Origin of the sequence: Streptomyces sp. NPDC006643, assembly GCF_042870175.1 — a bacterium.
In the GTDB taxonomy this organism is placed as follows: Bacteria; Actinomycetota; Actinomycetes; order Streptomycetales; family Streptomycetaceae; genus Streptomyces.
In genome coordinates this window covers 82,478-105,474 of the sequence record NZ_JBIAHA010000019.1, presented here as the reverse complement: position 1 = coordinate 105,474, position 22,997 = coordinate 82,478, and the positions used below count along the sequence as shown (strand labels likewise).

Genomic DNA, 22,997 nt, shown 5'->3' with positions numbered 1-22,997 from the left:
CATATCTGGGCGGCTCATCCCAGCATCCCCTTGAGCTCGCTCATCCCCTGCTGAATTCCCGCTTCGATCTGAGCCAGTTCATCCATGATGTCACTCGGTGCGCGGTGCTCGACATCCTCGTGGACGATCTCTTTGTACCGGTTGATGCTCAGGTCGTAGCCCTGCGCGGCAATGTCGGCCTTGGGGACACAGAAGCTCTGCTCTGTCCGCACCCGCTCCTGCTCACTGCCGTTGCGGCGTCGCCAGCGGGCCAGTACGTCGGGCAGGTTGTTTTTGCCGTGCTCGTTCCCGCTCAGCTCGCCGTCGCCCACAAGCGGTCCGAGCTTGTCCGCCCCCAGCAGCGGCGTGCGCTTGTCGTCCAAGCTCCAGCCATCCGCAGTGACCTCGTAGAACCAGACGTTGTCCGTGCCGCCGCTGTTTGTCTTGGTGAAGAACAGGATCGCCGTGGAGACTCCTGCATACGGTTTGAAGACGCCGCCCGGCAGCTTGACTACCGCATCCAGCTTGTGGCCTTCGACGAGCAGCTTTCGTAGCTCCTTGTGAGCCTTGGTGGAGCCGAACAGCACGCCGTCCGGGACGATGACTGCGGCCCGGCCGCCGGGCTTGAGCAGGCGCAGGAAGAGGGCGAGAAACAGCAGCTCGGTCTTCTTGGTCTTGACGACCTTCTGCAGGTCGGCCGCCGTGGCGTCGTAGTCGAGGCTTCCAGCGAAGGGTGGGTTGGCGAGGATCAGCGAGTATCGGTCGGCCTCGCCTGCCGCGCTCTGGGCGAGTGAGTCGCGATACCGGATGTCGGGGTTCTCGACCGAGTGCAGCAGCATGTTCATACTGCCGATGCGGAGCATGGTGCTGTCGAAGTCGAAGCCGTGGAACATGCTCTTGTTGAAGTGCTGCCGTTGGGCCGGCTCGAACAACGCCTCTCGGTGCACGCGCTCGACGTGCTCGGCGGAGGCGACTAGGAACCCGGCCGTGCCGCACGCCGGGTCGCAGATTTTGTCGCCGGGCTGCGGGGCCATCATCTCCACCATCAGCTGGATGATGTGCCGGGGTGTACGGAACTGTCCGTTCTGCCCAGCTGTGGCGATCTTGCTGAGCATGTACTCGTACAGGTCGCCTTTGGTGTCCTTGTCGCCCATGTCGATGCCATTCAGCATGTCAACGGCCTTGGAAAGGAGGTTCGAGGTCGTGATGGTGAAGCGTGCGTCCTTCATGTGGTGCGCATAGGTGGAGTCCTCACCACCCAGCGCGCGCAGCCAGGGGAAGACTCCATCACGCACCCGAATGAGCATGTTCTCGGGGGACTCGTTGACGAACACCGACCAGCGTAGAACCTGGGCATCGTCCGCGTAGATCGGGTTCTCGACCGGCCGCCCGGTGCGATTGGCCCTGTTCTCCTTGGCCTGCTCCAGGATGTCGAGGCGCCGGATGAACATCAGGTAGGTGATCTGCTCGATGACCTCCAGCGGGTTGGAGATACCTCCTGACCAGAAGGCGTCCCACAGTCGATCGATCTTGCTCTTCAGCTCACCTGTAATCACCAAAGCAGGCTAGCGCAGCCCACCAACACACGAGCGTCATCAGCAGTTAAGTGAGAAGTACACCAAGGCCGCAGCGGTCCAAAGCCGGTGAAGTGGAGTAGGTGAGGAAGCTGTTGGGAGCTTCGACGCCCCGGGCTCCGTGGAGAATGTGCGCGCCCTTTGGGGCCTCAGGCTTCTCGTTCAGCCCGGTCTCCTCACACAGTTCGCGTACGGCGGTTTCGGTGATGGGCTCGCCGGGTCCGCTCTTGCCGACAGGAAGATCCCGCATCCACTGGGCGAACTTGGCGTTCTGGCTGCGCTGGAGGAGGACGACGCGATCGGAAAGCAGATCCTCACCTTCAATCCGGCCGCCCACGTCGAGATGGTCTGGACGCCCCAACAAACCGGCACCGACCTCGACTTCGTCGACGAAGACCGGTTTGTTCGCGATGTGGCACCTGATCGCATTCCGCGGCCTGCGCCGTGGCGAGGCATGCGGCAACCACGATCGGAGACGAACCTCGACGCTCACCTCCTCACCGTCTCCTCCCAACTCGTGCAGGGCGGCTGGGAGGTAGAGGCATCGGACCCCAAGACCGACAGCGGCTACCGGGTGGTCGCGCTCGATGACGACACCGTCAACGTTCTGAAGCGGCACCGCGAACGGCAGGACGCGGACCGCGAGGAGTGGAGTTCGGCCTGGGGCGAGACCGGCCACGTCTTCACTCAGGAAGACGGTTCCTGGCTCCACCCCGGCAAGGTGCCGACCTCTTCGAGCGCCTGGTCGTTGCTCAGGTCGGCAAGAACGCCGCCGAGGCGACCGCGAAACTCGTCCCTCTCCAGCACAAGGCCGAAGCCGAGAAGGCAACACGCAAGGCGGCGAAGAAGGAGAAGGCCAAGCGCCGAAAGCCCGAGAAGCAGGTCCCCGAGCGGCTCCGCTCACGCAAGCACTTCCACGGCGTCCTCGTCGTGCGGCTCGGCATGCCCCCAGACATGAAAAAACCCCAGGTCACGGCGAGTGAGTCCTGGGGTAATTCCGAGCCGCCTTCGGGATTCGAACCCGAGACCTACGCATTACGAGTGCGTTGCTCTGGCCAACTGAGCTAAGGCGGCAAGCTGCGGAGTTGTCTGTCCGCGCACGGTCAGGTTCGCATCAGCAGCGGCGCCAAGTCTACAGGGTTCTTGGGGGTGCCCCGCACCAGTCCTCGGGTGGGGAGGGGGGTGTGGTCAGCACTTCTTGCCGTTCTTCGGTGGGGTGCCTTCGAGGAGGTAGGTGTTGATCGCCGTGTCCACGCAGTCGCTGCCCCGGCCGTACGCCGTGTGGCCGTCGCCGTCGTACGTCAGCAGGACGCCCGAGGAGAGCTGGTCGGCGAGGGACTGGGCCCATTTGTAGGGGGTCGCCGGGTCGCGGGTGGTGCCGACCACGAGGATCGGGGGCGCGCCCTTCGCCTCGATGCGGTGGGGGGTGCCGGTCGCCTTCGTCGGCCAGTAGGCGCAGTTCAGGGACGCCCAGGCGAGGCCCTCGCCGAAGACCGGGGAGGCCTTCTGGAAGGAGGGCACCGCCTTCTCGACCTCGGCGGGCTTCGCGTAGGCGGCCGGGAGGTCCAGGCAGTTCACGGCCGCGTTGGCGTACATGAGGTTCGTGTAGGAGCCGTCGCCCTCGCGTTCGTAGTAGCTGTCGGCCAGGGCGAGCAGCCCGGAGCCGTCGCCGTCCATCGCGCTCCTGAGGGAGTCGCGGAGGCCGGGCCAGGCCGACTCGTCGTACATGGCGTTGATCACACCTGTCGTCGCCAGGGACTCGCCCAGTTTGCGAGGCTCACCGGTCGGGATCGGCTTGGTGTCGAGGGTGTTGAAGAAATCCTTCATGCGACGGCCCGCGTCGGCCGGCGAGCCCGGGCCCAACGGGCAGTCCGGCTGCTTGAGGCAGTCGGCCGCGAACGCCTCGAAGGCCGTCTCGAAGCCCGCCGTCTGGTCGCCGTTGAGTTCGGCGGACGGCAGGGAGGGGTCCATCGCGCCGTCAAGGACGAGGCGGCCCACGCGGGTGGGGAAGAGTTCGGCGTATGTGGCGCCGAGGAACGTGCCGTACGACGCCCCGACGTACGTCAGCTTCTTGTCGCCCACGACGGCGCGGAAGACGTCCATGTCCCGGGCCGCCTCGACGGTGGAGACGTGGGGAAGCAGTTCGGCCGCGCGCTTGGCGCAGCCGCGCGCGAGCTTTTTGTAGGAGGCCGCCAGGAGGTTCTGCTCGGCCATGTCGTCGGGAGTCTGGTCGACCTGGGTGTAGGCGTCCATCTCCTTGCCGGTGAAGCATTCGACGGGCGCGCTGCGGGACACCCCGCGCGGGTCCATCGCCACCATGTCGTAGCGCGCGCGGACCGGGGCGGGGTAGCCGATGCCCGCGTACCCCTGGAGATAGTCGACGGCCGAGCCGCCGGGGCCGCCGGGATTCACCTGGAGGGAGCCGATTCGCTTCCCGGGGCCGGTCGCCTTCTTGCGGGCCACCGCCAGTTTGATCTCGGAGCCGTTCGGCTTGTCGTAGTCGAGCGGCGCCCTCATCGTGGCGCACTGGAAGCCGGGGACACCGCACCCGCGCCAGTCGAGCTTCTGCGCGTAGTACTTCTTCAGCTCCGTCGGCGCCCCGGACTCCGCCGACTCCCCGCCCGACGACGAACCACCTGACGTGCAGCCGGAGACGAGCAGAACGCCTGCGGCGAGCCCGGTGGCGGAGAGACGGAAGAGGCGCCTGAAGTCCATTCGAGGAGCCTAGCCGCCGTGGGGTAAGTGTCCCCTTTCTGTGTCCGTACGGGTGACTCCCCGTGCCGGACGGCAGGGCGGCCGGGCGGCAGGGCGCGGCTCAGCCGGCCCGCAGCGACACCGTCATCGCCTCGACCGCCAGCAGCGGTGCCACATTGCGGTCGAGAGCCTGACGGCAGGCCACGATCGCCTCTATGCGGCGCAGCGTCGCCTCCGGGGTCGACGCTCTCGCGATCCGGTCGAGCGCGTCCCGTACGTCGTCGTTGGCCAGCCCGATCCGGGAGCCGAACTGGATCGCCAGCACGTCCCGGTAGAAGCCCGTCAGATCGGTGAGCGCCAGATCGAGGCTGTCGCGCTGCGTACGGGTGGAGCGGCGCTTCTGGCGGTCCGCCAGGTCCTTCATGACGCCCGCCGTGCCACGCGGCATCCGGCCGCCCGGCGCGGCGCCGAGGGCGGCCTTCATGTCCTCGGTCTCCTTGACGTCCACGTCCTCGGCGACCTGCTTGGAGTCCTCCCCCGCCGCGTCGATGAGTTCCTGGGCGGCCCGGAGGCAGCCACCGATGTCGTCGACGCGCAGCGGGACCTTCAGGACGGTGGCGCGACGGGCGCGGGCCCGTTCGTCCGTGGCGAGCCGGCGGGCGCGGCCGATGTGTCCCTGGGTGGCGCGCGCGGCTGCTGCGGCGGCCTCCGGCTCGATGCCGTCGCGCCTCATCAGGACGTCCGCCACGGCGGCCACCGGTGGCGTACGGAGGGTGAGATGGCGGCAGCGGGAGCGGATCGTGGGCAGGACGTCTTCCAGCGAAGGGGCGCAGAGCAGCCAGACCGTACGGGGCGCGGGCTCCTCGACGGCCTTCAGCAGCACATTGCCCGCGCCCTCGGTGAGCCTGTCCGCGTCTTCGAGGACGATGACCTGCCACCGTCCGACGGCCGGGGAAAGCTGGGCCCGGCGGACCAGCTCCCTGGTGTCCTTGACGCCGATGGAGAGCAGGTCGGTGCGGATGACCTCGACGTCCGCGTGCGTACCGATGAGGCTCGTGTGGCAGCCGTCGCAGAATCCGCAGCCGGGCACTCCGCCCAGCGCGCGGTCCGGGCTGGTGCACTGGAGAGCGGCGGCGAAGGCCCTGGCGGCGGTGGCACGGCCGGAGCCCGGCGGGCCGGTGAACAGCCACGCGTGCGTCATCTTCGTCGACTCGGGCGGCGGGGTGCCCGAGGACTCGGCCGTGACACGGGCGTCAGCGTCACGGGCCGCCGCGGTGAGCGTCTCGGCGATACGGTCCTGCCCGACCAGGTCGTCCCATACGGTCATGTGCCGTCACCGCCTCCGAGTTGTGCGCCGCTTTCGAGTCGTGCGCCGCTTCGAGATCCATTGTGGGGGCAGGGTCTGACAATCCCGTCCCCCCATCCCCCTGCCCGGAAGCCTGGCGGAAACGGACGAGGGCCGGGCGGAGGCCGACATCCGACCCCGCCCGGCCCCCGGCCCGCTCTCAGCGACCGCCGCGCGCCCTGCCCGTGCTGTCGTCGTCATCGTCGTGCGGACCGAGCAGTTCGTCGGCCAGCGTCGGAAGGTCGTCCAGCGGAGTCTCCTCCGCCCAGTCCGAACGACGCCGGGCCGGCCGCTCCGGATCGACCTGCGGCAGCTCGCGCGTCCGGTCGTCGCCCAGCGAGGTGTGCGGCGCCGGCTGCTCGTCGTCCCGGAAGTAGCCCGGCGGCACCCGGTCGGCCGGGTCGGCGTCCCGTACCGGAGGCAACTTGGCGGTCTCGTCTGCCGCCCGGTCGGCGGGACGCGCCACGGGGGCGTCCGGAACATCCCGTACCGAAGGCAGTACCGCCGTCTCGTCGGCCGCCCGATTCGCCGCGCCCGACCCCGACCCCTGTCCACGCACGTGCCCGTGCCCGTCACCCGGGTCCGGAACCTTCGGGATCACCCGCGTCTCGTCGTTGTCCGCACCGGAGTTGTCGCCCGGCCGCGCCGGCACCTCCTGCGTCGGCACCTCCTGCGTCGCGTCGTCCGGGGCGACCACCCGCTTCCCCCCGGCCGTACCCTCGGACGGCGGCTGCACGACCGGCGTCGGGACCGTCAACTCGCTGTCCGACTCGCCCCGTTCACCCCGCGCCGCCTCCGCAGCCGCAGCCTCCGCAGCCGCAGCCTCGGCCTCAGCGGCCTCCCTCAGCCGCCGCGACTCCTCCGCCCGCAGCAGCGCCTCCTCCGCCTTGCGCTGCTTCTCGCGCCGCCGCTCCTCGGCCTCCGCCCGGAGCCGGCTCTGCTCCTCGGCCAGCCGCCGCAACCGCTCCTGCTCCGCGCGCCGCGTCGCCTCCTCGGCCTCGCGCCGTACGCGCTCCTCCTCGGCGAGCCTGCGCGCCTCCTCGGCCCGCTCCCTCGCCTCCATCGCCTGCCGTTCGGTCTCGCGCTGCCGCGCCTCCTCCAGCTCGCGGCGCTTGCGCTCCTCCTCCTCGGCCCGGAGCTTGGCGAGCTGCGCCTGCCGCTCGCGCTCCTGGCGCTCCTCCTCGGCCTTCCGCGCGGCCTCTTCCTCGGCCCGGCGCCGCGCCTCCTCGGCGGCGGCCTTCCGCGCGTCCTCCTGCGCCTGTACCTCGGCGGCGGACAGCGGCAGCATCTGGTCGAGCCGGTGCCGTACGACGGTGGTGACGGCCTCGGGCTCCTGCGCCCCGTCCACCACCAGATAACGGGCCGGGTCGGAGGCGGCCAGCGTGAGGAAGCCGTCCCGTACCCGCTGATGGAATTCGGCGGGCTCGGACTCCAGCCGGTCCGGCGCCTCCGTGAAGCGCTCGCGCGCCGCCTCGGGCGAGACGTCGAGCAGCACCGTCAGATTCGGTACGAGACCGTCCGTGGCCCAGCGCGAGATTCGCGCGATCTCGGTCGGCGCCAGATCCCGCCCGGCGCCCTGGTAGGCCACGGAGGAGTCGATGTAGCGGTCCGAGATGACGATCGCGCCGCGCTCCAGGGCGGGGCGTACGACCGAGTCGACGTGCTCCGCGCGGTCGGCGGCGTACAGCAGGGCCTCCGCGCGGTTGGACAGTCCGGCGCTCGACACGTCGAGCAGGATCGAGCGCAGCCGCTTGCCGACGGGTGTCGCGCCCGGCTCGCGGGTCACGACGACCTCGTGGCCCTTGGCGCGGATCCACTCCGCGAGTGCCTCGACCTGGGTCGACTTCCCGGCGCCGTCGCCGCCTTCTATGGCGAGGAAGAAACCGTTCGCCGCCTGGGCCTGCGCCGGGTCGGCGCCGCCGCGCAGCGCGTCACGCAGATCACGCCGCAGCGGTACGCCGGACCGGTCGTCGGTCTTCGCGAGTACGACGGCGGCCACGGGCAGCAGCAGCGCGCCGACCAGCATCAGTGTGAAGGCGGCGCCGCCGTGCGCGAAGACGAAGTCGCCGGAGGCCAGCCGGTGCGGGCCGATGGCGGCGGCCAGTACGGGCGCCACGACGGCGCCGAGCGCGATGTAGACCCGTACGACGGCCTGGAGATGGTCGGTGTGCCGGCCTCGCCGGTACTCCTCGGTCTCCTGGTCGATCAGCCCGTGACCGGTGCCGGCCGCGACGCCCGCGGACACACCGGCGAGCAGCGCGACGAGCAGTACGGTCGCCGTGTCCGGTACGAGCCCGGTGACCAGCAGCGCGACGCCGGTGAAGGCGATCGCCAGCGCGAACAGCCGGCGGCGGGACAGCCCCGGCAGCACCTTCCCGGCGCCCCGGATACCGGCTCCCACGCCGCCCGTCAGGGCGAGGATCAGGAGGGCGAAGGCGACGGGCCCGCCGCCCAGGTCCTTGGCGTGCAGTACGGAGACGGCGGCGGCGGACGCGACGGCGGCGGCGACGGCCGCGCAGGCGAAGACGAGCAGCGGCACCGCGCCCGTACGGCCCTTGTCCGGACCGGTTCCGGTGGTCGGGCGGCGCAGACCTTCGAGCGGCGAGCGCGGGCGCGGGGTGAGGCCGCCGGGCAGCTCCAGCATGAACAGGGTCGACACGGACGCCGCGAACAGACCGGCCGCGACGTACGACCCAAGGGCCGCCTGGTGCAGCGAGAACCACTCCACGCCGGTACCGAGCAGATTGCTGATCAGCGTGACGATCAGCAGGACCGCGGCGGCCGTGGGGATCGCGACGAAGCTGGTGCGCAGCGAGAGCCGCCGCAGCGCGTCGAGATGGTCGGGCACCGGGCGTACGGCGGCGCCTTCCGGGGGCGCGGCCGGGAGCAGGGCGGGCGCCGCGCTCTCCTTGGCCACCGTCCAGAAGCGCTCGGCCACGCCGGCGACGAAGACCGTACTGAGAAGGATGGGAAGTGCGTTGTCGGGGCTCCAGTCGAGCCAGAGCGGCGCGACGATGAGCAGCGCGAGGCGTACGCCGTCGGCCCCGATCATCGTCCAGCGACGGTCCAGCGGTCCGCCCTTGGCATCGCTCTTGCTGTCGCTCTTGCTGTCGTTCTTGGCATCGCCCTTGGCCCCGGCCGCGTCTCCCCTCGGTCCGGGGGCGGTGAGGGCGGAGAGCGGCCCGAGGAGTACGGCTCCGAAGAGCACAGTGGCAAGGATCCGGGCGGCGAACACCGCGGCGACGGCGAACGCCACACCCCGGTACCCCGCCCCGAACGAGCCCTCGGCGACCGCCGCCTGCAACGACAGCAGCAGAAGCACGAGCAGGGCGAGTGCATCGCCGATGCCGCCCACGAGCTGTGCGCCCCACAACCGCCGTAGCGGGGGGAAGCGCAACAAAGCTCGTACGGCACGCTCTCGTGAGTCTGCGGCAAGTGCGTCGGAGTCGGAGGTGGGGCTCACGACCGTTGGCTGCTCGGCTCGCGTCATCCGCCCAGCCTATCCGGAGCCCGCAGGTCCTCGGAGGCCCGCCCGAACAAACGACCGCCGCACGGGTCTCCGGGCGGTTCCGGTGGAGACTCCGTGCGGCGGTCGCGGCGGTCGCGCGCGGTCGTACATCGTTCGTGCGGCGGCCGTTCGTTCGTCGGGAGCGGGGCGCCCGCGCCTCCTTGAGGAGGCCGGTGCGTGCCCCGGTCCCGCCCTACTCGTCCGTGTTCGAGTTCGCGCGGGACGACGACGCCGTCGACTTCTTCGCGGCGGCCGACTTCGTGGTGGTCTTCTTGGCCGCCGTCGTCGTCTTCTTCGCCGCGGTCTTCTTCGCCGTCGTCGTCTTCTTGGCGGGAGCCTTCTTGGCGGTCGCCTTCTTCGCCGGTGCCTTCTTCGCCGTCTTCTTCTTGGCGGGCCCCTTGGCGCGCTTCTCGGCGAGCAGCTCGTAGCCGCGCTCCGGCGTGATCTCCTCGACGCTGTCGTCGGTCCGCAGCGTCGCGTTCGTCTCGCCGTCCGTGACGTACGCCCCGAAGCGGCCGTCCTTCACGACGACCGGGCTCCCGCTCACCGGGTCCGTGCCCAGCTCCTTCAAAGGAGGCTTGGCCGCCGCCCGTCCGCGCTGCTTGGGCTGGGCGTAGATCGCCAGCGCCTCGTCCAGCGTGATGTGGAAGAGCTGGTCCTCGCTGGTCAGCGACCGCGAGTCGGTGCCCTTCTTGAGATACGGGCCGTAACGGCCGTTCTGCGCGGTGATCTCGACGCCCTCGGCGTCCGTACCGACCACGCGCGGCAGCGACATCAGCTTCAGCGCGTCCGCGAGTGTCACCGTGTCCAGCGACATCGACTTGAACAGCGAGGCGGTCCGCGGCTTGACCGCGTTCTTCCCGGTCTTCGGGGTGCCGTCGGGCAGAACCTCGGTCACGTACGGGCCGTAACGCCCGTCCCTGGCGACGATCTGGTGCCCGCTCTCCGGGTCGACGCCGAGTTCGAAGTCGCCGCTCGGCTTGGCCAGCAGCTCCTCCGCGTACTCGACCGTCAGCTCGTCGGGCGCCAGGTCCTCGGGCACGTCGGCCCGCTGGTGGCCCTCCGCGTCCTTCTCGCCGCGCTCGACATAGGGCCCGTAGCGGCCGACGCGCAGCATGATGCCGTCGCCGATCGGGAAGGACGAGATCTCGCGGGCGTCGATCGCGCCGAGGTCCGTGACGAGCTCCTTGAGCCCGCCCAGGTGGTCCCCGTCGCCATTGCCGGCCGCTGCGGCGGTCGCGACGGCAGCCGCGCCGTCCGAGTCGTCACCCGTGCCGAAGTAGAACCGCTTGAGCCAGGGCACGGACTGCGCCTCGCCCCGCGCGATGCGGTCGAGGTCGTCCTCCATCCGCGCGGTGAAGTCGTAGTCGACGAGCCGGCCGAAGTGCGTCTCCAGCAGGTTCACCACGGCGAAGGAGAGGAACGACGGGACGAGCGCCGTGCCCTTCTTGAAGACGTAGCCGCGGTCGAGGATCGTGCCGATGATCGACGCGTACGTCGACGGGCGGCCGATCTCGCGCTCTTCCAGCTCCTTGACCAGCGACGCCTCGGTGTAGCGGGCGGGCGGCTTGGTGGCGTGGCCGTCGACGGTGATCTCTTCCACCGACAGCGCGTCGCCCTCGGCGACCTGCGGCAGCCGGCGCTCGCGGTCGTCCAGCTCGGCGTTGGGGTCGTCGGCGCCTTCTACATAGGCCTTCATGAAGCCGTGGAAGGTGATCGTCTTGCCGGACGCGGAGAACTCGGCGTCCCGGCCGTCGCTCGACGTGCCCGCGATCTTGACCGTGACGCTGTTGCCGACCGCGTCCTTCATCTGGGAGGCGACGGTCCGCTTCCAGATCAGCTCGTAGAGCCGGAACTGGTCACCGCTCAGCCCGGTCTCGGCGGGCGTGCGGAAGCGGTCCCCGGAGGGGCGGATCGCCTCGTGCGCCTCCTGCGCGTTCTTGACCTTGCCGGCGTACGTACGCGGCTTGTCGGGCAGGTAGCTCGCCCCGTACAGCTGCGTGACCTGCGCCCGCGCCGCCGAGACGGCGGTGGCGGACAGCGTCGTGGAGTCCGTACGCATATAGGTGATGAAGCCGTTCTCGTACAGCTTCTGCGCGACCTGCATCGTCGACTTGGCCCCGAAGCCCAGCTTGCGCGAGGCCTCCTGCTGGAGCGTCGTCGTACGGAAGGGGGCGTACGGGGAACGGCGGTACGGCTTCGACTCGACCGAGCGGACCGCGAACGACGTGTCCCGCAGGGCGGCGGCCAGCGCCTGCGCGTTGGCCTCGTCGAGATGCAGCACCTGGTCGGACTTGAGCCGGCCGTCCGAGCCGAAGTCACGGCCCTGGGCGATACGGCGGCCGTCGACGGCCGACAGCCGGGCGTTCAGTACGGAGGGGTCGGAGGCGTCGCCGGTACGTCCGGTGCCGAAGGTGCCCGTCAGGTCCCAGTACTCGGCGGAGCGGAAGGCGATGCGCTCGCGTTCGCGCTCGACGACGAGCCGGGTGGCGACGGACTGGACGCGGCCGGCTGACAGGCCGCGCATGACCTTCTTCCACAGGACGGGCGAGACCTCGTAGCCGTACAGCCGGTCGAGGATCCTGCGCGTCTCCTGCGCGTCCACCATCAGCTTGTTGAGCTGGCGGGGGTTGGCGACGGCGGCCCTGATCGCTTCCTTGGTGATCTCGTGGAAGACCATCCGGTGGACCGGGACCTTGGGCTTGAGGACTTCCTGGAGATGCCACGCGATGGCTTCGCCCTCGCGGTCCTCATCGGTGGCGAGGAAGAGTTCGTCGGAGTCGGCCAGCAGCTCCTTGAGCTTTCTGACCTGCGCCTTCTTGTCGGCGTTGACGACGTAGATCGGCTGGAAGTCATGTTCGACGTCCACACCGAGGCGGCGCACCTCGCCGGTGTACTTCTCGGGCACCTCGGCGGCGCCGTTCGGGAGGTCGCGGATGTGCCCGACGCTCGCCTCGACGACATATCCCGGGCCGAGGTAGCCCTTGATTGTCTTCGCCTTGGCAGGCGACTCGACGATGACGAGTCGGCGGCCGGCGTGTCCGGTCTCGCTGGTCGGGGACAACTTCGCTCTTCTCTCCGGTCGGCACTCGGTGGCCCGTACAGCCTTACCGCGGTACGGCAGTACGACACCGCGGGGCAGGACATGCCCCGCTATGACGCTGCTTCGCTGCGGAGTGTGACGGTACAACCCGCCCCCGTGTCAAACGGCGAAAGACCGCAACGGCCACTCGAACGGTAACCCGAGTCCGGACGTTTCTGCCGCCCGGACCCCGGTGCCCGCCGCGCCGGACGGGACACGGGGAGCGTTCGGAGCGGGTCGGCGGCCGACTGCGGGAAGGGCTTCACCGCAGGTCCCGGGGGGCGGTGGAGGGCATACCCCGGGCGGGGACCCGGCAGGATCCGGTGCCGTGGGACTCGTCGGGCGCGCCGGTCCGCGAGGTGCGCCGGCCGTCCCGGAGGTCCAGGGGTCAGATCCGGCCGAAGCACCAGAGGCCGAGTGCCACGAACGACACGCCCGCGAGGGTCGCCAGCGTGATGGATGTCGCAGGGCTCACACCGTGCGCCACCGGGGCGCGGTGCAGGACGCGCGCGCCGGTCCACACCAGCAGCGCGGCTCCGAACAGCGCGAACGCCGCTCCCGCGAAGATCGCCGGCCCGCTCTCCATGCCCGTACCCCGTTCGATTCGCGGAGCCGACCGGCTCCGGAGGCAGAGGCTGGCACCCCGGTGCGTCATTGGCGCGAATTCCGCGTGAACGGCGCGGGGGGTTCACTCGCCCGGCGCCCGCCGGGGTCCGGTACGGGCCGGGGGCCGGGGGCCGGGAGCGCGGACGGCGGACGACGGACGGCGGACGGCGGACGGCCAGGGTGCCGGAGCCCGGGGCCCGGGGCCCGGGGCCCGGGGCGGACCACGGCAGGCGCCTGGAGGCCGCACGGCGAGTGCGCCGGGGCGCCGGTACGCCGGAGGCCGGGACCGCCCGGCGCCCCGGCCTGTCAGGTCAGGCTCCCGGCGCCGCCACCGGCAGCAGGAAGCCCTCCTCCACCAGCAGCCGGATCGCCTGTGGCGTCCGGTCGCGCAGCCGCACCGGGTCCTCCCCGACGAGCTGGGCGATCGCGTCCAGGATCCGCCCGGCGCTCAGCGAGCCGTCGCAGACCCCGGCGAAGCCCGCGGCGACCGTGTCGACCTTCGTCGCCCGCCGCATGCCGCGGTTCTGACGGAGCACCACATGCTCGGGGTCCTCCGCGCCGGGCAGTCCGACCTGCTCCTGGACGACCTCGGGGGCGAGTGCGAAATGCGCGGTGAGCAGGGCGGCGTCGTCGTGCGCGCGCAGATAGTCCTGGCGCTCGAAGTGGGCCCGTACGGTCTCGCCGAGCGGCTGCTCGACCGGGTGCGGCCACTCCTCCACGACCACCGAGGGACGCTCGGAGCCCGACTTCCTGAGGGTGATCCAGCCGAAGCCGACGGCCTTGGTCTTCCGCGCCTCGAACTCGTCCAGCCACGCCTCGTACCGCGCCGCGTACGCCTCCGGGTCCGCCCGGTGGTCACCGCTGTCGCGCAGCCACAGCTCCGCGTACTGCGTCACGTCCTGCACCTCGCGCTGCACGATCCAGGCGTCGCAGCCGCGTGGCACCCACGACCGCAGCCGGTCCTGCCACTCCTCGCCGTCCACGTGCTGCCAGTTGGCGAGGAAGTGCGCGTATCCCCCGTCGGCGAGACGCTCGCCGGTCTCCTGGACGAGCGTCCGGCACAGGTCGTCGCCGCCCATGCCGCCGTCGCGGTACGTGTGCCGGGCGCCGGGAGAGATCACGAAGGGCGGGTTCGACACGATCAGCTCGTACGTCTCGTCCCCGACCGGCTCGAACAGCGAGCCCTCGTACAGATCGGCGGCGGGCGCACCGGACAGGGCGAGAGTGAGCCGGGCGCACTCCAGCGCACGTGGGTTGAGGTCGGTGGCGGTGACCCTGGTTGCGTGCTGTGCCGCGTGGAGCGCCTGGATGCCGGAGCCGGTACCGATGTCGAGGGCGTTGACGACCGGCGTACGGACCGTGAGGCCGGCGAGCGTGGTGGACGCCCCGCCCACACCGAGCACCACACCCTCGCCGTGGCCGACCGCGCCGGAGGCGCCGCCGACCGCGCAGCCGACGTCGGAGACGATGAACCAGTCCTCCCCTGCCGGGCCGCCGTACGGCCGTACGTCCACGGCGGCCATGACGAGCGCGCCGTCCTCACCACCGGCCGTACCGTCCCTCTCACCGGCGGCCGTACCGCCTTCCGTGGACGCGGCCGTGGCGCCGACCTCCGCGACCCAGCCGTCGGCCAGGCACTGGGCCAGGGGAAGCGCCGCACGGGCCCGCTCGGCGGGGACCGGACGCTGGAGCAGAAACAGCCTGACGAGCGTTTCGAGCGGGGTGTCGCCACGGGTGGCCCGCAGGGCGGGCACGGTCTCGCTGCGGGCCAGCGCGGCGTAGGCGGGCGCGCCGAGCAGGTCCAGCAGGCCGTCGACGGTGAAGTCGGCGGCGAGCAGGGCGTCGCGGAGTCGGGGCGAGTGGTCGGGCGCGGGAAGGCTGGTCGTACTCACCTCTCCATTGTGTCGTCTCCCACTGACAAACGCCTGCGGCCCGGCTCCCCGGGCGGGGGTGCCGGGCCGCGGGTCTCGCGTCCGAGAGCGGTACTGCGAGGTCTGCGTACAACGGGGTGCTACTGCGGGCACAACGGGGCACTACGGGGTACCGCGGAGTGCCGCCGGGAGGATCAGGAGGACTTGTCGGCGGACGGTTCCGCCGCAGGCGCGTCCGCTCCGCTCTGGGCGGGCGCCGACGTGTCCGGCCGCTGGCAGCCGGGCTGCTTCGCCATCGCCGCGCCGACGTCGCCGGACTGAAGCTTCTGCAGGGCCTCGTCGCCGCTCTTGCTGAGCTTGTCGAGTTCGTCGGCGACGCCCTTGAGACCGTCCGCGAACTTCGCCTGGTCCTTGGTGTCGAGGTCGTCGACATCGGCCTTGAGTCCCGCGTACGCCTTGGAGGTGGCGTTCAGCTCGCTGACGGCCTCCTTCTGGGTCTTCTCGCCGTCGTCGACGGGCGGGGCGCCCGCCCCGTCCACGGCGGCGCCCAGCGCCTTGTAGGCGTCCGAGATGGACTGGAAGGCAGCCGCGTCGGTCTTCTGTACGTCGGCGGGCTTGCTGCTGTCCGAGGTCGCCTGCTGGATCGAGGCGTTGGCGCCCGCGATCTTCGTCAGCTGCGGCTGGACCTGGTCGCAGACCTTCTTGGCCCAGTCGTTGACCTTGCTGTCGCTGTTGTCGCTGCACCCCGACAGCGCCATGAGCAGTACCGAACCGCCGGACAGTGCGGCTGCGAGCTTCTTGTTCACCGGATTGGGTCCCTTCCAAGGCTCTCGGCCCCGGAACATACACGCCAAGTGGGCTGCTACCGCACGCCGAGTGTCCGATCCATACATCATTGCGGCCATTTGCACCAAGGGAGAGAACCCTCACTCCGCCGCCCCGCACGGCCCCGCGCAGACGGGCGACGCGTCAAGACGCGCCGCCCGTCCACCAGTTGACCCGCGCAGGCTACGAAGCCACCACCGGATCAGGGGACTTGGTCGTCCCGTCCCCGGACCCGCCTCCTGACTCGCCCCCGTCGTCGACGGTCACCGAGCGCCGCTTGGAGACGTACACCGCGCCGACGATCACGGCGATCGCCAGCACCGCCACCACCGCGCGCACCCAGGGGTTGGCGTCGTCCCCGTAGCTGAACTGCACCACCGCCGGAGCGATCAGCAGCGCCACCAGGTTCATGACCTTCAACAGAGGGTTGATCGCCGGTCCCGCCGTGTCCTTGAACGGGTCGCCGACGGTGTCGCCGATCACGGTCGCGGCGTGGGCGTCGCTGCCCTTGCCGCCGTGGTGGCCGTCCTCGACGAGCTTCTTGGCGTTGTCCCACGCCCCGCCGGAGTTGGCGAGGAAGACGGCCATCAGCGTGCCGGTGCCGATCGCGCCGGCCAGGAACGAGCCGAGGGCGCCGACGCCGAGCGAGAACCCGACCGCGATCGGGGTGAGCACGGCGAGCAGACCGGGCGTGGCCAGCTCACGCAACGCGTCCTTCGTACAGATGTCGACGACGCGCCCGTACTCCGGCTTCTCCGTGTAGTCCATGATCCCGGGGTGCTCGCGGAACTGCCGCCGCACCTCGTAGACCACCGAACCGGCCGACCGCGAGACGGCGTTGATCGCGAGCCCCGAGAAGAGGAACACGACAGCGGCGCCGAGGATCAGTCCGACGAGGTTGTTGGGCTGGGAGATGTCCAGGCTCAGGCCCATCTCGCCGGCCTTCGCCCCGACGTCCGCCACGGCCGTGGCGATGGCGTCGCGGTACGAGCCGAAGAGCGCCGCCGCCGCCAGTACGGCGGTGGCGATGGCGATGCCCTTGGTGATGGCCTTGGTGGTGTTGCCCACGGCGTCGAGGTCGGTGAGCACCTGCGCGCCCGCGCCCTCGACGTCCCCGGACATCTCGGCGATGCCCTGGGCGTTGTCGGAGACGGGGCCGAAGGTGTCCATGGCGACGATGACACCGACGGTGGTGAGCAGTCCGGTGCCGGCCAGTGCCACCGCGAAGAGGGCGAGCATGATCGACGTACCACCGAGCAGGAACGCCCCGTACACACCGAGACCGATCAGCAGCGCGGTGTAGACGGCGGACTCCAGACCTATGGCCACACCGGCCAGGACGACGGTCGCCGGCCCGGTGAGCGCCGATTTGCCGATGTCGCGCACCGGGCGCCGGTTGGTCTCCGTGAAGTAGCCCGTGAGCTGCTGGATGAGCGCCGCGAGCACGATGCCGATGGCCACGGCGACCAGCGCGAACACCCTCGGGTCACCGGGGTGCGAGGTGATCTCCTCGGCGCTCACGCCGTCCAACTCCGCGTACGTGGAGGGCAGATACGTGAACGCCGCCACGGCCACCAGGACCAGCGAGATCACCGCGGAGATGAAGAACCCGCGGTTGATCGCGGTCATCCCGCTGCGGTCGGAGGCCCGCGGCGCGACGGCGAAGATGCCGATCATCGCCGTGAGGACACCGATCGCGGGGACGATCAGCGGGAAGCCGAGCCCGAAGTTGCCGAAGGCCGCCGTGCCGAGGATGAGCGCGGCGACGAGCGTCACGGCGTACGACTCGAAGAGGTCGGCCGCCATCCCGGCGCAGTCGCCGACGTTGTCCCCGACGTTGTCGGCGATCGTCGCCGCGTTGCGCGGGTCGTCCTCGGGGATGCCCTGCTCGACCTTGCCGACGAGGTCGGCGCCGACATCGGCGGCCTTGGTGAAGATGCCGCCGCCGACACGCATGAACATGGCGATCAGGGCGGCGCCCAGGCCGAAGCCCTCCAGCACCTTGGGGGCGTCCTCGGCGTACACAAGGACCACACAGGACGCGCCCAGCAGGCCGAGGCCCACCGTGAACATTCCGACCACGCCACCGGTGCGGAAAGCGATCTTCATCGCCTTGTGCGCGACGGCTGTCAGATCCTTTTCCGGTTCTCCCTCCGCCGGGGTCGCCTCTCGCGCGGCCGCCGCGACGCGCACATTGCTGCGTACGGCGAGACGCATGCCGAAGTATCCGGTGGCCGCCGAGAAAAGCGCACCCACCAGGAAGAACAGCGAACGCCCCGCGCGTTCCGACCAGCCGTCGGCCGGAAGCAACAACAGCAGGAAGAACACCACGACGGCGAAAACGCCGAGGGTGCGCAACTGCCGTGCCAGATAGGCATTCGCGCCTTCCTGTACGGCCGCCGCGATCTCCTTCATGGAATCGGTGCCCTCGTCGGCCGCCAGCACCTGACGGACCAGCCGCTGGGCGACGAGCAGCGCCGCCAGCGCGATGACCGCGACGGCGATCACGATCAGTCTGTTGCCGTCCGTGAGTATCGCGGCAGCGAGAGAAGTGGAGTGTTCGGACAGTTGCTCGGACAGTTGTGGATCGATGTGCCCCGCCATTCGTCCTCCTTGACACTCAGCGCTCAAGATGGACGGATTGTAGGGAGCGGAAGCTGATCAAAACAGAGTGCGCCGCGTGTAATTGACTTTGACTTACGGAGCGGCAAATGATCGGCCCCTGAAAAGCACTCGGAAATGCGTAATGGTATGAACGCGTTGACCTGTGATCAATTTCTCCGGAGAAACAGAAAAGGCCCTGCTCAGCAGGGCCTTCAAAGTAATTGGATCACACGCTCACGACGGCCCCGGCGGGAGACCTCCCCGGACGGGCAGGCCGCTCGCCGCGGACCGTACGCACACGCGCACTCAGGAGAGCGTGACCGCCGATGCGGTCGGCCAGCTCATCCGGATGACGCCGCCGTGATCGTCGGAGGTCACCTGCACGTCGTCGACGAGGCCGCTGATGACCGCGAGGCCCATCTCGTCCTCGCCGTCGCCCGTGTCCGTCTCGTAGAGATCGCCTGCGAGGACGGCCCTGCGGGAGACCGGTGTCTTCTCCGCCGCGGCCGTGGTGCCCGGGGTGGGCACCTCGTCGCCGACCTCGATGGAGAAAACCTTCTCCTCCTCGGTCAGCACGACCCGTACGGGCGCCGTGATGCCGTGGCTGCGGTGCAGCCCGACCGCGCGGCTGCACGCCTCACCGACGGCGAGCCTGACCTCGTCCAACACTGCTTCGTCGACACCGGCCCGGCGCGCCACGGCAGCCGCCACCAGACGGGCCGTCCTGACGTGTTCGGGCTGGGCGCTGAAGCGGAGTTCAACGGTGGCCATGCGATCCCCCTCAGACGTACGAGCGTGCGAATCTGGGGCTCGGGCGCCCCGGGCATGTCGCCCGGCGCCCCCTGCCCTTCCTTCCGAAAGCCTCCGGCCAGGACTCAGTCGGTGGCGGCGACGGCCTCGTCGACCGTGGTGTGAATGGGGAACACCTTGGTCAGGCCAGTGATCCGGAAGATCTTGAGAATGCGCTCCTGGTTGCAGACCAGACGCAGCGAGCCCTCGTGGGCACGCACACGCTTGAGTCCACCCACGAGCACGCCGAGACCGGTCGAGTCGAGGAAGTCCACACCCTCCATGTCGACGACCAGGTGGTAGCTGCCGTCGTTCACCAACTCGACCAACTGCTCGCGCAGCTTGGGCGCGGTATACACATCAATCTCGCCACCGACCTCGACGACCGTACGGTCGCCACCGGGGCCGGACACATTGCGAGTCGACAGGGACAGGCCCACGGATCCTCCAGCACCTTGCAATCGAGCGGTCGCCCCTCGGGTCTCTCCCGACGGAGCCAGGGGGCGTATCGCCAGCCGCGATGGCATTCAATCACTTACCGGCAGCCATGCACGACGCCTTAGGACCATTGTCCGCCACGCCAGTGACACACTCGGTGCCGATGGCCACGAATCACGGTCCTGGCAGGCCGCCCGAGAGCGGGGACTCCCGCCCTTCCCCCGGTACGGTCCTGGACCGGCTCACCGCAGGGGCGGGCCGGGCTGCGCGCATCACCCATATGGAGCACTTGCCCCCGCGTGAGGGCAGGCATGCGGTCTGGCCCGATCGCATCCGGCCAGAAGTGATCAACGCCATTCAACTCGCCGGGGTCGACCACCCGTGGGTCCACCAGGCCGCCGCCGCCGAGCACGCCCTGGACGGCGAATCGGTCGTGATCGCCACCGGCACCGCGTCCGGCAAGTCCCTCGCCTACCTGGCTCCGGTGCTCACCACGCTGCTGGACGGCTCGGAGGCACCCAACGGCCGGGGCACGACCGCCCTGTACCTCTCCCCTACGAAGGCGCTCGCCGCCGACCAGCGCCGTGCCGTGAAGGCGCTCGCCGCACCGCTCGGCAACGGCGTGCGCCCCGCCGTGTACGACGGCGACACCCCCGTCGAGGAACGCGAATGGGTACGCCAGTACGCCAACTACGTGCTCACCAACCCCGACATGCTGCACCGCGGCATCCTCCCCGCCCACCCCCGCTGGGCCTCCTTCCTGAAGTCCCTCCGCTATGTCGTCATCGACGAGTGCCACACCTACCGCGGCGTCTTCGGCTCCCATGTCGCCCAGGTCCTGCGCCGGCTGCGCCGCGTCTGTGCCCGGTACGGCTCCGAGCCCGTCTTCCTCCTCGCCTCGGCCACCGCGGCCGAGCCCGCGCCGGCCGCCGGGCGGCTCACCGGTCTGCCCGTCCACGAGGTGGCCGACGACGCGTCACCGCGCGGCGAGGTGGTGTTCGCCCTCTGGGAGCCCCCGCTCACCGAACTCCACGGCGAGAAGGGCGCGCCGGTCCGCCGCACCGCCACGGCGGAGACGGCCGACATCCTCACCGACCTGACGGTCCAGGGCGTCCGCTCGGTCGCCTTCGTACGCTCCCGGCGAGGCGCCGAACTGGTCTCCGTCATCGCCCAGGAACGCCTCGCCGAGATCGACCGCTCCCTCGCCAGGCGCGTCGCCGCCTACCGGGGCGGCTATCTCCCCGAGGAACGCCGCGCCCTGGAGCGCGCCCTGCACTCCGGCGAGCTTCTCGGCCTCGCCGCCACCACCGCCCTGGAGCTGGGCATCGACGTCTCCGGTCTCGACGCGGTCGTCATCGCCGGATACCCGGGCACCCGCGCCTCCCTGTGGCAGCAGGCGGGCCGGGCGGGACGCGCCGGACAGGGCGCGCTGGCCATCCTGGTCGCCCGGGACGATCCGCTGGACACCTTCCTCGTGCATCACCCCGAGGCGCTGTTCCAGCAGCCCGTCGAGTCGACCGTGCTCGACCCCGACAACCCGTATGTCCTCGCCCCCCATCTGTGCGCCGCCGCCGCCGAACTGCCGCTCACCGAGGCCGATCTGGAACTCTTCGGCCCCGCCGCGCCCGCGCTGCTGCCGCAGCTCGTCGAGGCGGGCCTGCTGCGGCGGCGTACCACCGGCTGGTACTGGACCCGCCGCGAGCGGGCCGCCGATCTCGCCGACATCCGGGGCGAGGGCGGCCGGCCCGTCCAGATCGTCGAGGAGGGCACCGGCAGACTGCTGGGCACCGTCGACGAGGCGGCCTCCCACACCGCCGTCCACGACGGCGCCGTCCATCTGCACCAGGGCCGCAGCTATCTGGTGCGGCGGCTGGACCTGGAGGACTCCGTCGCGCTCGTCGAGGAGGCCAGCCCGCCGTACTCCACGACCGCGCGCGACACCACCGCCATCTCCGTCCTGGAGACCGACACCGAGATCCCGTGGGGCGACGGCCGTCTCTGCTTCGGCTCCGTCGAGGTCACCAACCAGGTCGTCTCCTTCCTCCGCCGCCGGCTCATGACCGGCGAGGTCCTGGGCGAGACCAAGCTCGATCTGCCGCCCCGTAAGCTGCGCACCCGCGCCGTCTGGTGGACCGTCACCGAGGACCAACTCGACGCGGCCCGGGTCAATCCGGAGCAGCTGGGCGGCGCCCTGCACGCCGCCGAGCACGCGTCCATCGGGATGCTCCCGCTGTTCGCGACCTGCGATCGCCGGGACATCGGCGGCGTGTCCGTGCCGCTCCACCCGGACACGCTGCTGCCGACGGTCTTCGTGTACGACGGCCACCCCGGCGGCGCGGGCTTCGCGGAACGCGCCTTCCACACGGCACGTGAATGGCTCACCGCGACCCGCGAGGCGATCGCCTCGTGCGAGTGCGAGGCGGGCTGCCCGTCCTGTGTCCAGTCCCCGAAGTGCGGCAACGGCAACGAGCCTCTGCACAAGCGCGCGGCCGTACGACTCCTGGGCGAACTCCTGAAGTCGGCGCCCCCGCCGGTTCCGGCAGACCCGCCGGACCCACTGGACCCACTGGACTCGGCGGACTCGGCGGACTCGGCGGACCTGCCGGAGCAGCGAGCGGCCGAGGCCGGAGCCGAGATCACGGGCTAGAAGGTGTCGTCCCACCGATCCTCCTCGGCTTGGGGACCGGCACAGCGGCGGGCGGCGCGTCCGGTGGGCCCGCGCGGGCCCTGACCGTCGGGGTGTACGGGCCGAAGCCCGCCCGCGCGGTCACGTCGGCGATCTCGCCGGTCATCGCGCACCGCACCACCCGCGCGCCCTGGGCCCCGGCCACCTCGGCCGCCCGCGCGCAGGCGGCCTCCGCTCCCCGTGGCGCGTACCCGGCCGCCGCCAGCGCCGCCAGGTCCGCCGCCGAACCCGCGCGGTGCCTGGCCACGACCGCCTGGCCCATGGCCAGGATCACCGCGAACACGGCGCACAGAGCGGTCGTCGCCACGGCCGCCCACACCGTCGCCGATCCTCGGTCCCGGTTCATGGGCGCACCCCGCCCGCGCCGGTGTCCTCGGCCGGTGCCACGGCTTCCGCCGTGAGCGGGAGCGCGATGCCGCGTGGCCCCGGAGTGGGTGCCTCGACCCGCACGCGCCACAGGTCGTCGGATCGCCCCATCGTGATCGCGGCGCCCTTCGGGGCGGCCGAGCGGGCGGCTTCCAGCGCCGCCGCCCGGGGCTCGGACCGGGCCGCGGCCCGAGCCCCCGCCCTGGCGGCGTCCACGCACTGGATCTGCGCGGAGGCCGCCGTCAGGGCCCACAGCAGCGCGGCCACGAACACCACCAGGGCCGGCACCACCATGGCGGCCTCCGCCGTCACGGATCCCCGGTCACCGCCGTCGCCCGCCGTCCCGGACTCAGTACTGCGCATCGAGGGAGTTCCTGATGACGGATTCCAGCGCGGCCGAAATGGACTCGCCGGTGACCACCTTGTAGAGCAAGGCGGCCAGGGCGCACGAGGCGAGGGTCCCCACCGCGTACTCCGCGCTGATCATTCCGGCGTCCGCCCGCACGCCGGTACGCAGCGGAAGCCGGAACCCGCTGCCGACCCGGACCCGGCTCCGGTGCAACCGGCTCACCCGGCTCGCCGCCTCCACCACCCGCCATGCCCGCCGTCCCGTCGGTCCCATCCGCATCC

Annotated in this window: 15 protein-coding genes, 1 tRNA gene and 2 pseudogenes; 2 read left to right on the top strand and 16 right to left on the bottom strand. The window is 70.8% G+C overall.

Annotated features, from left to right (window positions below; translation table 11 throughout):
- Window positions 1–14: 14 nt before the first annotated feature.
- Together ACFYNU_RS25160 and ACFYNU_RS25155 are read right to left on the bottom strand one after the other, a co-directional pair.
- Entirely contained in the window at window positions 15–1,535 is a 1,521-nt protein-coding gene (locus ACFYNU_RS25160) for a class I SAM-dependent DNA methyltransferase (RefSeq protein WP_356588776.1), read from the bottom strand.
- 100 nt (window positions 1,536–1,635) lie between these two features.
- Window positions 1,636–1,890 (bottom strand): annotated as a pseudogene (locus ACFYNU_RS25155) (NUDIX domain-containing protein); the annotation flags it as partial.
- Here ACFYNU_RS25155 and ACFYNU_RS25150 point away from each other — a divergent pair.
- Window positions 1,789–2,432 (top strand): annotated as a pseudogene (locus tag ACFYNU_RS25150) (site-specific integrase); the annotation flags it as partial. The pseudogenes ACFYNU_RS25155 and ACFYNU_RS25150 overlap by 102 nt on opposite strands.
- A 121-nt stretch (window positions 2,433–2,553) precedes the next feature.
- Here the strand turns inward: ACFYNU_RS25150 and ACFYNU_RS25145 are convergent.
- The 11 genes from ACFYNU_RS25145 to ACFYNU_RS25095 form a co-directional block, all read right to left on the bottom strand.
- A tRNA-Thr gene (locus tag ACFYNU_RS25145) sits at window positions 2,554–2,627 on the bottom strand.
- Window positions 2,628–2,741: 114 nt separating this feature from the next.
- Window positions 2,742–4,268, bottom strand: a complete 1,527-nt coding sequence (locus ACFYNU_RS25140) for an alpha/beta hydrolase (protein WP_356588778.1) — start codon at window positions 4,266–4,268, stop codon at window positions 2,742–2,744.
- Between the two features lie 100 nt (window positions 4,269–4,368).
- Window positions 4,369–5,574, bottom strand: a complete 1,206-nt coding sequence (locus tag ACFYNU_RS25135; protein WP_356588780.1) for a DNA polymerase III subunit delta' — start codon at window positions 5,572–5,574, stop codon at window positions 4,369–4,371.
- 178 nt (window positions 5,575–5,752) lie between these two features.
- Window positions 5,753–9,082: a dTMP kinase gene (tmk, locus tag ACFYNU_RS25130; RefSeq protein WP_356588782.1), complete on the bottom strand. Its 3,330-nt coding sequence runs from the start codon at window positions 9,080–9,082 to the stop codon at window positions 5,753–5,755.
- Window positions 9,083–9,293: 211 nt separating this feature from the next.
- Window positions 9,294–12,164, bottom strand: a complete 2,871-nt coding sequence (topA, locus tag ACFYNU_RS25125) for a type I DNA topoisomerase (RefSeq protein WP_356588784.1) — start codon at window positions 12,162–12,164, stop codon at window positions 9,294–9,296.
- 406 nt (window positions 12,165–12,570) lie between these two features.
- Window positions 12,571–12,768 (bottom strand): hypothetical protein, encoded by a 198-nt coding sequence (locus tag ACFYNU_RS25120; RefSeq protein ID WP_354606634.1) that lies wholly within the window; start codon window positions 12,766–12,768, stop codon window positions 12,571–12,573.
- A gap of 331 nt (window positions 12,769–13,099) precedes the next feature.
- Window positions 13,100–14,680, bottom strand: coding sequence for a methyltransferase (locus tag ACFYNU_RS25115; RefSeq protein WP_356588786.1), 1,581 nt, complete (start codon window positions 14,678–14,680; stop codon window positions 13,100–13,102).
- Between the two features lie 173 nt (window positions 14,681–14,853).
- Window positions 14,854–15,465: a small secreted protein gene (locus tag ACFYNU_RS25110; RefSeq protein WP_356588788.1), complete on the bottom strand. Its 612-nt coding sequence runs from the start codon at window positions 15,463–15,465 to the stop codon at window positions 14,854–14,856.
- Between the two features lie 202 nt (window positions 15,466–15,667).
- Window positions 15,668–18,088 carry a sodium-translocating pyrophosphatase gene (locus ACFYNU_RS25105; RefSeq protein WP_356588790.1) on the bottom strand — a complete coding sequence of 807 codons (2,421 nt, stop codon included), beginning with the start codon at window positions 18,086–18,088 and terminating at the stop codon, window positions 15,668–15,670.
- A gap of 306 nt (window positions 18,089–18,394) precedes the next feature.
- Entirely contained in the window at window positions 18,395–18,859 is a 465-nt protein-coding gene (locus ACFYNU_RS25100; RefSeq protein WP_356588792.1) for an ATP-binding protein, read from the bottom strand.
- Between the two features lie 104 nt (window positions 18,860–18,963).
- Entirely contained in the window at window positions 18,964–19,317 is a 354-nt protein-coding gene (locus ACFYNU_RS25095; RefSeq protein WP_388767288.1) for an STAS domain-containing protein, read from the bottom strand.
- Between the two features lie 80 nt (window positions 19,318–19,397).
- On the opposite strand from ACFYNU_RS25095, the gene ACFYNU_RS25090 reads away from it, so the two are divergent.
- Window positions 19,398–21,962: a DEAD/DEAH box helicase gene (locus ACFYNU_RS25090; protein WP_356588794.1), complete on the top strand. Its 2,565-nt coding sequence runs from the start codon at window positions 19,398–19,400 to the stop codon at window positions 21,960–21,962.
- Here the strand turns inward: ACFYNU_RS25090 and ACFYNU_RS25085 are convergent.
- Genes ACFYNU_RS25085 through ACFYNU_RS25075 form a run of 3 tightly spaced genes read right to left on the bottom strand, consistent with a single transcriptional unit; the run spans window position 21,952 to window position 22,989 of the window.
- The gene (locus ACFYNU_RS25085) at window positions 21,952–22,347 is read right to left on the bottom strand and encodes an Rv3654c family TadE-like protein (RefSeq protein ID WP_356588796.1); all 396 of its coding nucleotides are present in this window, start codon (window positions 22,345–22,347) and stop codon (window positions 21,952–21,954) included. The two genes, ACFYNU_RS25090 and ACFYNU_RS25085, sit on opposite strands and share 11 nt — an antisense overlap.
- Window positions 22,344–22,730, bottom strand: coding sequence for a TadE family type IV pilus minor pilin (locus tag ACFYNU_RS25080; RefSeq protein ID WP_356588798.1), 387 nt, complete (start codon window positions 22,728–22,730; stop codon window positions 22,344–22,346). The genes ACFYNU_RS25085 and ACFYNU_RS25080 overlap by 4 nt, the downstream gene beginning before the upstream one ends.
- Entirely contained in the window at window positions 22,717–22,989 is a 273-nt protein-coding gene (locus ACFYNU_RS25075) for a DUF4244 domain-containing protein (RefSeq protein ID WP_356588800.1), read from the bottom strand. The genes ACFYNU_RS25080 and ACFYNU_RS25075 overlap by 14 nt, the downstream gene beginning before the upstream one ends.
- Between the last annotated feature and the right edge of the window lie 8 nt (window positions 22,990–22,997).